The following is a 14,611-nucleotide window of genomic DNA, read 5'->3' on the forward strand; positions in this document are numbered from 1 at the left end:
GTGAATTCGCTGGGTAACGGAGAACTGGGGAGCGGCAAGCCGGAGGTCGGCAGCTCGCCGGAAGACGTTCAGCGATCAGACGCATTCCCACTTTCGGCGGCCCAGCTCGGTATGTGGTTCGCGCAGCACCTTGATCCCGCAGTACCGGTCAACATCGCCCAGTACGTCGAACTCCGTGGTGCTCTGGAGCTTGACGCCCTTCGCCAGGCCTGTGCAGACGCCGGTCGCGAAATCGGGTCGGCCTTCGTGCGGATCTTCGAGATCGATGCCCAGCCGTACCAGATCATCGACCCCACACTCGATGATTCAGTCGGTTACGTCGATCTTCGTAGTGAAGACGACTCGCACGACGCCGCCATGCGGTGGATGCGAGCAGATCGCAGTCGGCCGATCGACATGCTTACGGACCGACTGATCTCTGCCACGATCCTGCGCCTCGGCGAGAACCGCTACTACTGGTACACGCGGGTCCACCACACAATTCTCGACGGTTTCGGTGCGTCGACGTTCGTCACTCGTGTGGCGGAGCTGTACTCGGCGCGCGTGGAGGGCCGGGATCCGGAGCCGAGTGAGGCCTCCGATCTCCGGAACGTCTACGAGGTGGACAACAAGTACCGCCAGTCGAGTCGTTTCGAAACCGATCGCAAGTACTGGGCAGACAAGATCGAGAATCTCGACGAGATCTCGAGCCTCGCGGGTCGAAGTGCCGCGCCGGCTCCAGTCAGTCGGATCGACAGCGCAGCGCTGTCCAACCACGTCGAGGCGCTGCTCGGGCGGTTCCTCGAGCGCATAGAGAAGACCACTGTTGCCGGCACTGTCGTCGCGGCGTTTGCGGCGTACCTCGCTCAGATGACCGGACGAGAGGACGTGTCGCTGAGTCTGCCCGTTTCCGGTCGAACGACAGCCGTGCTGCGTCGATCCGGAGGCATGGTCTCCAACGTCGTGCCGCTGCGCCTGACCGTCACTGCGGACACCACCGTCCAGGAGCTTCTGGACGACGTCAGGAACGAAATGTCCGGCGCGCTGCGCCACCAGCGATACCGACACGAGGACATGGTTCGCGGCGGTGACGGGCCGGGCCGGGGCGGATTCTTCGGCCCGTGGATCAACATCATGATGTTTTCCACCGAGTTGGCGTTCGGGCCCCTCGTCGGCGAGCTTCACATCCTGTCCACGGGTTTGATCGAAGACCTCGGTGTCAACCTGTACCAGAGCGTCGGCGATACCCGCACACACATCGACTTCGAGTCGAATCCCAATCTGTATGCGCCCGCGGACGCCCAGCGAAATCACTCGCGGTTCGTGGAGTTTCTCGAGAAGTTCGTCTCGGCCGAAACGAGCCGCAAGGTCTGGGATCTTCCTGTCGCCACCGACGAGGAGCGAAACAAGGTTGCCTTGTGGAACCGCACCGGCTTCCACGTTGCCTCGCAGACCATCACCGAAGCATTCGAGCGTCAGGTCGAGAGAACTCCCGATGCCACCGCTGTCGTTTTCGAAGGCGCCAGCCTCACATACGCCGAATTTGACTCTCGCGCAAATGGTTTGGCTCGTCAACTCATCGCCATGGGTGTTGGGCCCGAATCGCTTGTAGGACTGTCGATCCGCAGGTCTTTGGACTTGATGGTCGGTCTGTACGCGATTGCCAAGGCCGGCGGAGCCTGGGTGCCGGTGGATCCCGACCACCCAGCGGAACGCACCGCCTACATTCTCGAGTCGGCGCAGCCCACGTGTGTTGTGACCACTGCGCGGGACGACGTGGATCTGCCCTCGGGCACACGGGTCATCGAGATCGACACACTGGACTATGGGCAGCTCGACAGCAGGCCGATCGCCAACGCAGATCGCCTGTCTCCCTTGCATTTCTCGAACACCGCGTACGTGATCTACACCTCCGGCTCGACCGGGCGACCCAAGGGTGTCGCGGTCACTCACGCAGCGATCAACAATCAGCTTCAGTGGATGAACGCCGAGTACGGGCTTTCGGCGTCGGACATCTACCTGCAGAAGACCGCTACGACATTCGACGTGTCGCTGTGGGGATTCTTCATGCCGTTGCAGGTCGGCGCCACGCTCGTCGTCGCGACTCCGGACGGTCATCGAGACCCGATCTACGTGGCGAACAAGATCGCGGAGCTCGGCGTCACGATCACCGACTTCGTGCCATCCATGCTCACGCTGTTCACTGCGAATGCACCTGCCGGATCTTGTGATTCGTTGCGCCACGTGTTCGTCATCGGCGAGGCGCTCCCGCCCGAGACGTCTTCCGCCTTCCGCGAACTCTGTGGAGCCGGACTGCACAACCTGTACGGTCCGACCGAAGCCGCGGTGTCGGTCACGTACTACGAGGCCGTGGCCACGGATACTACTTCCGTGCCGATCGGTATGCCGCAGTGGAACACTCAGGCGCACGTACTGGACGGACAACTTCGCCCGACCCCCATCGGGCAGCCGGGTGAGCTCTATCTCGCCGGCGTTCAACTCGCGCGCGGATACGTTGGTCGACCGGACCTGAGCTCGGATCGGTTCGTAGCCAATCCGTACGGCACGGCCGGTGAGCGTATGTACCGGACCGGCGACCTCGTCCGTCGCCGTGAGGACGGAAACCTCGACTACATCGGGCGTACCGACTTCCAAGTGAAGTTCCGTGGGCAGCGCATCGAGCTCGGCGAAATCGAGACCGTCCTTCTGGCACACCCCGACGTTTCCCAGGCTGTTGTCTTGGTGACCGTCACCCCGACCGGTGATCAATTGGTCGGCTACGTCGTGCCGGGCCCGGGCCGAAACATCGATGCTGCGGTGCTCAGTGAGTTCGCCGGTCGAAGCCTCCCTTCGTACATGGTTCCGGCCGCGTTGATGGTGCTCGATGCGTTGCCGCTCAACACGAGTGGCAAATTGGATCGTGCCGGGTTGCCCGAGCCGGTGTTCGCGAGTGCGAAGCAGTACCGCGAGCCCCGCACCGAAATCGAGCGGGTTGTCGCTGACGTCTTTGCCGACGTTCTCGGTGTCGAGCGCGTCGGTATCGACGACGACTTCTTCGAACTCGGTGGAAACTCGCTGGTTGCAACACAGTTGGTGACCCGCGTGGGTTCCGCCTTGGGAGTGCAACTCGGCGTTCGAGAGCTTTTCGAGTCCACCACGGTCGCTACCTTGGCGGCCCGCGCCGAGTCTGTGGCGGGTAACGCCAGGCAGCTCACCCCGCTGATCGCCAAGCCTCGTCCCCAGATTGTCCCGCTCTCGCTTGCACAGCAGCGCATGTGGTTCATCAACCGTCTCGATCCGTCGACGCCCGCGTACAACCTTCCGTTCACGGTCCGGCTCACCGGTTCGGTGGACCCGTCCGCCCTGCATGCCGCGGTGATGGATCTTCTCGAGCGACACGAGTCCTTGCGGACGATCTACCCTGATGTCGACGGAACCGCGCAACAGCTTGTACTGCCGGTCGATCGGGCTGCAGTGGAGTTGAATCCGGTCAAGATTCGGAATTCGCATCTCGACGCGGCCCTGTTCGACGTGGCGTCTCGCGGCTTCGACGTGACGCTCGAAATCCCGGTACGGGTTGCCCTCTTCGAGGTGTCTCCGACGGACTACGTCCTGGTGATGGTTCTCCATCACATCGCTGCAGACGGACTGTCGTTCCGTCCGCTCGCACGTGACCTTCTCGTCGCATACTCTGCGCGAAGTGAGAAGTCTGCGCCGGCGTGGACGCCGCTGCCGATTCAGTACGCCGACTACGCCCTGTGGCAGCGCGAAGCACTGGGATCCGACGAAGACCCGCGCTCGGAGTCGTCTCGCCAGATCAACTTCTGGCGCCGGGCACTTGCCGATTTGCCGGATCAGTTGGATCTGCCGACCGACCGACCTCGTCCTGCCATCGCGTCCAATCACGGTGCCAAGCACCATTTTCAGATCAGCGAACGCACGACGCGCAAGTTGAACGAGTTGGCGCGCTCGAGGAGCGTCTCGCTGTTCATGGTGTTGCAGGCGGCATATGCAACGCTGTTGAGCCGGCTCAGTGGTACCTCCGACATCGCGATCGGTGCCCCGATCGGCGGGCGAGGCGATCAAGCGCTCAACGACGTGATCGGCATGTTCGTGAACACCCTGGTGCTTCGCACCGAGGTCGATCCGAACGAACGATTCGAAGAGTTGCTCGCTCGGGTAAGGGAATCGGGCTTGTCTGCCTACGGGCATGCCGATGTGCCGTTCGAGCGGTTGGTCGAAGTCCTGAGTCCGGCGCGTTCGCAGGCTCGTCACCCGCTGTTCCAGGTTGCGCTCACTGCGGAGATCAGTGGACGACGCGAACTGGAATTCTCAGGTGTCAAAGCAGTTGCAGCTGAATTGGAAGTACCGGTCGCCAAATTCGATCTCGAACTCATGGTGTCCGAGAATCCCGAAGGGACCGAAGACGCGGATGTCTTGAGTGCCACCTTCACCTACGCCACGGACTTGTTCGATCCGGCCACGGTGAACACTTTCGCTACTCGGTTCGTGCGCATTCTCGATGCCGTGGCTACCCGACCTGAAACGATCGTCGGCGATATCGACCTGCTCTCACGCTCCGAGCGCACCGATCTGACGGTCGTAGCCGCGGATTACACGATGCCCCGGCAGAGTCTCGTCGACATCTTCCTGTCCGGCACGGCTGAGGCGGATTCGGTTGCTGTGCGCTTCGAGGGTCGATCGATCACCTACCGCGAGCTCGATGAGCAGTCGTCGAAGCTCGCACGGGTTCTGATCGGACGTGGCGCCGGCCCCGAGACCATTGTTGCTCTCGCCTTTCCTCGCTCGTACGAGATGGTCTGTGCAGTATGGGCGGTGGCGAAGTCAGGGGCGGCATACGTCCCAGTCGACCCGAGCTATCCGGAAGATCGTGTCCGGCACATGCTGGCCGATTCTTCGGCCGCGATCGGACTCACGTCGGGACAGTTCGTAGATAAGCTTCCTGCGGTCACAGAATGGTTGGTCCTTGACGGCCAGGCGCTGAACGGAGAACTGTCGACGCAATCTTCAGCGCCGGTCACGGACGAGGACCGAATCGCTCCGATTCACAGTTCTCACGTTGCATATGTCATTTACACATCCGGTTCCACGGGAAAACCGAAGGGTGTCAGCGTCACTCACGGTGGTCTCCGTGGGGTCAGAGACGCAGCACAGCGTCGCTACGAGGTAGAACAGTCCTCACGCTTCCTCCATATCTGTTCGCCGAGCTTCGACCCGTCGGTACTCGAATGGATGGTCGCCTTCTCTGCGGGTGCAACTTTGGTGATCGTTCCGTCGACAATTATCGGTGGACACGAGTTGTCGGATCTTCTTCATTCCGAGAAGGTCACACACGCGATCATCACTCCCGCAGTACTCGGGACCATGGAGCCGGCAGAGCTGCCTGAATTGCGAGTCGTCTCCGTCGGCGGTGACGTGACCACTCCCGAGTTGCTGGCGAAATGGGCCCCAGGGCGCGCCTACTTCAATGGGTACGGTCCGACCGAGACCACTATCATCTCGTCGTTCGGCGATCTCGCGATCGGCCGATCGATCGACATCGGGCGTCCCGTCGAGGGCATGTCGGCACTGGTACTCGACGAGCGTCTGCATCCTGTTCCAGTCGGTACCAGGGGAGAGCTCTACTTTGCAGGCGCTGCATTGGCTCGCGGCTACCACGAGCGGCGAGGTCTTTCTGCGGAACGGTTTGTTGCAAACCCGTATTCGCCGGACGGCGAGCGAATGTACCGGACCGGCGATGTCGTGCGCTGGACCGGCGGAGACGCGCGCGGTGACGCGGGGGTTCTCGAATACGTCGGCCGCAGTGACTTCCAGGTCAAGGTTCGCGGATTCCGTATCGAACTCGGTGAGATCGACGCAGTTCTGTCCTCGCACGAGTCTGTGCGCTTCGCGGTGACGGTCGGAAGCGAAGGCGCGGCGGGTGTCACAACCCTCGTTTCCTACGTCGAACTGGCTGACGGGTCGAGTTTCGATCGGGACGTGCTCGCCTCGTTCGTGGCGGAGGCTCTGCCGAGCTACATGGTTCCGTCCGTCATCATGGAACTCGCCGAGGTTCCGTTGACCCCGGTGGGCAAATTGGATCGCCGGGCTTTGCCGGAGCCTGTTTTCGAGGTCCGCGAGTTTCGTGCACCCACTACGCCGGTGGAAGAGATTGTCGCGCAGGTGATTGCGGATGTTCTCGGAGTGGAACGAGTCGGCCTCGACGACGACTTCTTTGAACTCGGTGGCAACTCCCTGGTGGCTACTCAGGTCACCTCCCGATTGGGGCGGGCGCTCGACACGACGGTGCCGGTGCGAACGCTATTCGACGTTTCCACCGTCGAGGCGCTCGCCGCACACATCGAGTCGCACGTAGGTAGCGGCGGGCAGAAGGCGCTCGTCGCACAGGTGCGTCCCGCGGAAATTCCGTTGTCGCTGGCGCAGCAGCGCATGTGGTTCCTGAACCGCTTCGACACCGACTCAGCTGCTTACAACATCACTTTTGCTCTGCACTTGACTGGTCAACTCGATACTGCCGCGATGGAAACTGCCCTCGAGGACGTACTGGCCCGGCATGAAGTGCTCCGAACGGTATATCCGGACGGGGCTTCCGGACCGAAGCAGTCGATTCTGTCGCTTTCGGAGGCGTTCGGCGGACTGACCGTGGAGTCGGTTTCGGATCCGGACGAGCTCGAAAGTCGAGTCGCTGCAATCGGATCCTCAGCGATCGACGTCACCGTCGACGTGCCGATCCGTGTCCGCCTGTTGACGGTCAGCGACACCGAGCACACCCTTGCGATCGTGGTTCATCACATCGCCGCTGACGGTTGGTCGATGGCGCCCCTGGCTCGCGATGTCATGATTGCCTACTCGGCACGCAAGGACGGGATCGCGCCGGCGTGGCAGCCGTTGACTGTGCAGTACGCCGACTATTCGTTGTGGCAGCGTGAGGTTCTGGGGTCGGAAGACGACTCGGAATCACTGATCTCGCAGCAGATCTCGTACTGGACCGAGACTCTGGCAGACCTACCGGATGTGATCGAGCTTCCGTCGGACCGGTCTCGGCCTGATGTAGCGTCGATGCGCGGCGAGCGATTCGCGTTCGAGATCTCCGGGGATGTGCACCGTCGATTGGACGCGCTGGCACGGGAGAACAACGCGACGCTCTTCATGGCGTTGCACTCGGCGCTTGCCGTTCTGATGGCCCGACTGAGCGGGACCTCGGACATCGCCGTGGGCACTCCCGTTGCCGGTCGCGGCGACGAGGCGCTCGACGATCTCGTCGGTATGTTCGTCAACACGCTTGTTCTGCGCACCGAGGTCGACCAGGCCCAGGCATTCACGGATCTGCTGGCTGCGGCGAGTGATTCTGCGCTCGGAGCGTTCGCTCACTCGGACGTGCCCTTCGAGCGGTTGGTGGACGTCTTGGCTCCCGCCCGGTCGCAGGCCAGACATCCGCTGTTCCAAGTTGTGCTGTCCTTGCAGAATCTCGCGCAAACGGCATTGGAACTGCCGGGACTGGCGATCAAGGCCGCCGAAATCGACACGACCACTGCCAAGTTCGACCTCGAACTCGCAGTAACCGAGTCGATCGGCGAAGACGGGATCCAGCAAGGGCTCTCGGCCGAATTCACGTTTGCTGCAGATCTGTTCGACGTTTCGACGGTCGAGGGGTTTGCTCGGCGTCTGGTTCGTATCCTCGAGACTGTCGTGTCGGTTCCTTCGATTGTCGTCGGTGACATCGATATTCTCGATGCGGCCGAGCGGGGTGTGCTGGCCGATGTTCATGGAGGTCAGTCGGTCTCGGGAACCCTGGTCGAGATTCTCACAGCGGCGGCCGCTTTGGATCCGTCGGCGGATGCGATTCGCTTCGACGGTCAGTCGATCAGCTACCTCGAACTCGACGAGCGGTCGTCGCAACTCGCTCGTGTTCTGATTGCGAAGGGCGTCGGGCCGGAGGATCGGGTCGCGATCGCGATTCCGCGTTCGGCCGATTCGGTTCTCGCTCTGTGGGCAGTGGCGAAAACGGGTGCTGCGTTCGTACCAGTCGACCCGACGTATCCGGTTGACCGTATCGCCCATATGATCTCCGATTCCGGTGCGGTGCTGGGTCTTGCGCTCAGTGACGTCGAGGCAGGATTGCCGTCGGCGTTGACGTGGGTTGTTCTCGACGACGAGAAGACAGTGGCGGCGTGCGCGGCAGAATCCTGCGCGCCGGTGAGTGATTCGGATCGACGTAGTGCGATCGACGAGCGGCAGCCTGCGTACGTCATCTACACGTCCGGCACCACAGGTCTGCCCAAGGGCGTTGTGGTCACCAACGCCGGTGTGGCGAATTTCTGTGCCGAGCAGGTCGAGCGCTATGCGCTGACCGCGGATGCTCGGACGCTGCATTTCGCCTCGCCGAGTTTCGATGCGTCTGTCCTCGAGTTGCTGATGGCATTCGGCTCCGCGTCGACGATGGTGATTGCGCCGACGACGGTGTACGGCGGCGCGGAATTGGCCGAGATCTTGCGCTCGGAGGGCGTGACGCATGCGTTCGTGACGCCCGCTGCGCTGGCATCAGTGGATCCGAGCGGGCTCGACGCGTTGCGGGTGGTTGTCGTCGGTGGCGAAGCCAGTTCGCGGTCACTCGTTGCCAAGTGGGCGGTGCCGCTTCCGGATGGCGGTGTGCGTGGATTCTTCAATGCGTACGGTCCGACGGAGTCGACAGTCGCCTCGAACATCAGCGATACGCTGACCGCGTTTGATCGTATGAACATCGGCGGCCCGATTCGAGGTATGGCCGCGCGGATCTTGGACGGCCGCTTGCAGCCCGTTCCGGTTGGTGTCGCAGGTGAGTTGTACGTGTCGGGTGTTCAGGTCGCTCGTGGATACCTGGGACAGCCGGCATTGACGGCGGGTCGTTTTGTCGCAGACCCGTTCGGGGCGCCGGGAGAGCGGTTGTACCGCACGGGTGACGTGGTCCGGTGGATCGACGGTGGCGCAGTGGAGTACGTGGGCCGCAGTGACTTCCAGGTCAAGATCCGTGGGTTCCGTATCGAACTCGGCGAGATCGAGGCCGCGCTGACCCGATGCGCGGGCGTTGCGCAAGCTGTTGCTCTTGTACGCTCCGACGATCACTTCGGCGATCGCCTCGTTGCATACGTGGTGCCACAGGCCGGCGCCGAGGTGGATCCCACACAGGTCATCGAGTCGGTGTCGACGTTCCTCACCGGCTACATGGTTCCCGACTCGGTCCTGGTGCTCGATTCGATTCCGTTGACCACCGCGGGCAAGACGGACATCAAAGCTCTGCCGTCGCCCGTGTTCGAGTCGAAGGTGTATCAGGCGCCGATCACGACCGTCGAAGAGACTGTCGCGCAGGTGTTCTCCGAAGTTCTCGGAGTCGCACAGGTTGGCCGCGACGACGACTTCTTCGAGCTCGGAGGCAACTCGCTGATCGCGACCCGTGTCGCCGCACGGCTGGGGGAGGCGCTTGACACAAGCGTTCCGGTTCGTGCGCTCTTCGAAGCGTCGACCGTGCAGTCACTCGCCCTCCGGCTCGAGCTGCACGCCGGTTCGGGTGCCACGGCCCCACTGGTCCCGCAGTCTCGGCCCGCTCGGATCCCACTTTCGTTGGCGCAGCAGCGCATGTGGTTCCTGAACAGGTTCGAACCCGCGTCGGCAGTGAACAACGTTCCGGCGGCGATCAGGATTTCGGGCGCCCTCGACGTGGCAGCTCTCAACGCTGCCGTGCTCGATGTCGTGGGCCGACACGAATCACTGCGGACGCTGTATCCGGACGTCGACGGCGTCGGGTACCAGGAAATCCGTGACGTTCGAGACGTTGTTGTCGATCTCAGCCCCGTGTCGATCACGGAAGATCGCCTGGCTGCAGGCGTCGCAGAGCTGGCGACGGTCGGCTTCGACGTGACGTCTGAAGTCCCGTTGCGCGCCAAGCTCTTCAAAGTCGGCGACAGCGAATACGTCCTGGTGTTCGTGGTGCATCACATCTCGACCGATGGTTTCTCGATGGGCCCGTTGACCCGCGACGTGATGGTTGCCTACGAAGCACGTACACGAGCGTCCGTGCCGGCTTGGACGCCGTTGCCGGTGCAGTACGCCGATTACTCGTTGTGGCAGCGTGAGGTTCTCGGGTCCGAGGAGGATCCGCAGTCCGTGATCGCGAAGCAGATTGCGTTCTGGTCGGATGCGTTGGCTGATCTTCCGGAGCAGTTGGATCTGCCTGGTGATCGTCCGCGTCCCGAGGTCGCTTCAGGGTGCGGAGCCGAGGTCGAGTTCGATATCGACGCCACTCTGCACGAAGCTGTCAATTCGATTGCGCACAGCAGTAACTCGACACCGTTCATGGTTGTTCACGCAGCGCTCGCCGTCGTACTTTCTCGTTTGTCCGCAACGACCGACATCGCGATCGGTACACCGATCGCGGGTCGCGGTGAGGCGCAGCTCGACGATCTGATCGGTATGTTCGTCAACACTTTGGTGTTGCGTACCGAGGTTGATCCGTCGATGTCGTTCGCGGAGCTGTTGGCTTCGGCGCGGGAAGTGGATCTGCAGGCGTTCGCGCATGCGGATGTTCCGTTCGAGCGTGTGGTGGAGGTTCTCGATCCGGTTCGTTCGCAGGCTCGTCATCCGTTGTTTCAGGTGGCGTTGACGTTCCAGAACCACGAACAGACAACGCTCGAACTGGGCGACCTCGAAGTGTCGATCGAAAGTGCTGATCTTGCACTGGCGAAATTCGACCTCCAGTTGACCCTGACCGAACGGACCGACGAGGCCGGCGCACCCGCCGGAATGTCCGCCTCCTTGACGTATGCGACGGATCTGTTCGACGAGTCGACCGTTGTGGAATTTGGTGATCGGCTGGTACGGACCTTCCGTGCGGTGACTGCTGATCCCACCGTAGCGGTGGGTGACGTTGACATCTTGGTCGATGGTGAACGAAACCTGCTGTCCCGCTTCAGTGCTGGCCAGATCGATCGTGGTGTGGATTCGACGTTGTCGGCGTGGTTCGATGATGCTGCTGCGCGGTTTGGTGATCGGACCGCGGTGCGGTTCGGTGGCGAGTCGTTGACGTATGCGGAGTTGTCGGTTCGGTCGAATCGGTTGGCGCGCAGGTTGATTGCTCAGGGTTGTGGTCCGGAGTCGTTGGTGGCGGTGGCGTTGCCGCGGTCGGCGGATCTTGTGGTGGCGTTGTTGGCGGTGGTGAAGTCCGGTGCGGGGTATTTGCCGGTGGATCCGTCGTATCCGGCTGATCGTGTCGAGTTCATGCTGGCCGATGCTGCTCCGGTGGCTGCGATTTCGTGGTCCGGGCGTGAGTTGGTGTTGCCCGCTGGTTTGCCGGTGGTTGATATCGACGCGGTGGATGTGTCGGAGTTCGAGGGTTCGGTGGTGACGGATGCGGATCGTGTTGCGCCGTTGCGGTCGTCGAATGTTGCGTATGTGATTTACACGTCGGGTTCGACGGGTCGCCCGAAGGGTGTGCAGGTTCCGCACATCACGGTGGCGAAGTTGTTTGCGAATACCGAGAGTGTGTACGGGTTCGACGAGTCGGATGTGTGGACGATGTTCCACAGTTATGCGTTCGACTTCTCGGTGTGGGAGTTGTGGGGTCCGCTGTTGTACGGCGGCACGTTGGTCGTCGTGGACTATGTGACGTCGCGGTCGCCGGAGCAGTTCCTGGAGTTGCTTGCTGCTGAGCGGGTGACGGTGCTCAATCAGACGCCGTCGGCGTTCTATCAGTTGGCCGAGGCTGATCGGTTGGCGTCGGAATCCGGTCTGGCTGCCGAGTTGTCGTTGCGGTGGGTTGTTTTCGGTGGCGAGGCGCTCGAGCTTCGACGCTTGTCGGACTGGTATGGCCGCCGCGGTGACTCTGCGCCGACGTTGGTGAACATGTACGGCATCACGGAGACGACGGTGCATGTGAGCCATCGTGTGTTGGATGCTGCGTTGGCGGCGGATGCGTCGGCGAGTGTTGTGGGTCAGGCTATTTCGGGTCTGCAGGTGTTTGTGCTCGATACGCGTTTGGCTCCGGTGCCGGTTGGTGTCGCGGGTGAGATGTATGTCTCGGGTGTGCAGTTGGCTCGGGGTTATCTGGGTCAGGCGGGGTTGACGTCGACGCGGTTTGTGGCGAGTCCTTTTACTGCTGGTGAGGTGTTGTACCGCACGGGTGACGTGGCGTCGTGGAACAGTGCTGGTGATTTGGAGTATCTGGGTCGCGCGGATGATCAGGTGAAGATCCGTGGGTTCCGGATCGAGATCGGTGAGATCGAGTCTGCGGTGTTGGCGGATGTGTCGGTGGCGCAGACGGCGGTGGTTGTTCGTGAGGATTCTCCGGGTGATCAGCGGTTGGTGGCGTATGTGGTTTCGGCTGCGGGTGTGAGCGTTTCGGTCGACGATCTTCGGGTGTCGGTGGGTTCGTTGTTGCCGGAGTACATGGTGCCGTCGGCGTTTGTGGTGTTGGATTCGATTCCGTTGACGGTGAACGGGAAGTTGGATCGTCGGGCGTTGCCGGTTCCGTCGTTGCAGGTTGCGGTGTTCCGGGCTCCGACGTCGGTGGTGGAAGAGGTTGTGGCGCAGACGTTTGCGGATGTTCTGGGCGTTGAGCGTGTTGGTTTGGATGATGATTTCTTCGCGCTCGGTGGTAATTCGCTGATTGCGACGCAGGTGACGTCTCGGTTGGGTCAGGCGTTGGATGCTTCGGTGTCGGTGCGGGAGTTGTTCGAGGCGTCGACCGTTGAAGGGCTTGCTGCCCGACTCGGTTCTCATGTTGGTGGTGGTTCGCGTGCGGCGTTGACTGCGCAGGTGCGTCCGGCGCAGGTTCCGTTGTCGTTGGCGCAGCAGCGCATGTGGTTCCTCAATCGATTCGACACGGCATCGGCTGTCAACAATGTCCCTGTTGCCGTTCGGCTTACGGGTGCGCTCGATCTGGCCGCCCTGAATTCGGCAGTTCACGATGTTATCGGCCGCCACGAGGTTCTGCGCACGGTCTACCCCGAGGTCGACGGAATCGGCTACCAGAAGATCCTCTCGGCAGGAGATGTCTCGATCGATCTCGGTGCAGAACGCGTCACCGACGACCGAATCCAGGCGGAGCTGTATTCGTTCTTCGCCCAGGGCTTCGATGTCACCGTCGAGGTTCCGTTGCGCGCCAAGCTTTTCCAGGTCGCCGATGACGACTTCGTCTTGTCGTTCGTGATGCATCACATCTCGACTGACGGTTTCTCGATGGGCCCGTTGACCCGTGACGTGATGACCGCCTACTACGCGCGAACCAACGGCCAGGCTCCGACCTGGACGCCGTTGCCGGTGCAGTACGCGGATTACTCGTTGTGGCAGCGTGGGGTTCTCGGGTCCGAGGACGATCCGCAGTCCGTCATCGCGCAGCAGATTGCGTTCTGGTCGGATGCGTTGGCTGATCTTCCGGAGCAGTTGGATCTGCCTGGTGATCGTCCGCGTCCCGAGATTGCTTCAGGGCGCGGCGCCAATCACAGTTTCACCATCGAACCGCAGCTGTGGTCCGAGCTGGACGAACTGGCCAAGGGAACGAATGCAACTCCGTTCATGGTTGTTCACTCGGCTCTGGCGGTGCTGTTGGCACGACTGTCCGCGACGACCGACATTGCGATCGGTGCCCCGATAGCGGGTCGTGGTGAAGCTGAGCTCGATGACGTGATCGGTATGTTAGTCAATACCTTGGTGCTGCGTACCGAGGTTGATCCGTCGATGTCGTTTGCCGAGTTGTTGGCGTCGGCGCGTGAGGTGGACCTGCAGGCGTTCGCGCATGCGGATGTTCCGTTCGAGCGGATCGTGGAAGCACTCGACCCGGTTCGTTCGCAGGCACACCACCCGTTGTTCCAGGTGGCGTTGACGTTCCAGAACCTCGGTCAGACGTCTCTCGACATGCCCGGCCTCAGTGCTGCTGCAGTCGAGTTCGACGCAGCACTGGCCAAGTTCGATCTGCAATTCACTCTTGAAGACGCCGCTGACGCCGGTATGTCCGGCACCCTGACCTACGCGACGGATCTGTTCGACGCGTCGACAGCGGCCGAGTTCGCTGATCGGTTCGTGTCCGTCCTCCGTGGCGTTGTCGCGAATCCGACTGCTGCCGTTGGCGACGTGGATGTTCTGACCGCCGGTGAGTTGGATCGCGTTCTGTCATGGAGCGACACGGGTGTCGACAGCGGTGTGGATTCGACGTTGTCGGCGTGGTTCGATGATGCTGCTGCGCGGTTTGGTGATCGGACCGCGGTGCGGTTCGGTGGCGAGTCGTTGACGTATGCGGAGTTGTCGGTTCGGTCGAATCGGTTGGCGCGCAGGTTGATTGCTCAGGGTTGTGGTCCGGAGTCGTTGGTGGCGGTGGCGTTGCCGCGGTCGGCGGATCTTGTGGTGGCGTTGTTGGCGGTGGTGAAGTCCGGTGCGGGGTATTTGCCGGTGGATCCGTCGTATCCGGCTGATCGTGTCGAGTTCATGCTGGCCGATGCTGCTCCGGTGGCTGCGATTTCGTGGTCCGGGCGTGAGTTGGTGTTGCCCGCTGGTTTGCCGGTGGTTGATATCGACGCGGTGGATGTGTCGGAGTTCGAGGGTTCGGTGGTGACGGATGCGGATCGTGTTGCGCCGTTGCGGTCGT

The 14,611-nt window shown here is 62.0% G+C and carries 1 protein-coding gene (only partly in view); it reads left to right on the forward strand.

What is annotated here, in order from left to right:
• On the forward strand, positions 1-14,611 hold the 5' portion of the coding sequence (locus RA302_RS09210; protein ID WP_338480289.1) for a non-ribosomal peptide synthase/polyketide synthase. Its footprint extends 14,138 nt past the window's final position; the window shows 14,611 of its 28,749 coding nt (coding positions 1-14,611); its start codon is at positions 1-3; its stop codon lies beyond the right edge, outside the window.

It is taken from the genome of Rhodococcus sp. DN22 (assembly GCF_036669995.1).
Lineage (GTDB): Bacteria > Actinomycetota > Actinomycetes > Mycobacteriales > Mycobacteriaceae > Rhodococcus_F > Rhodococcus_F erythropolis.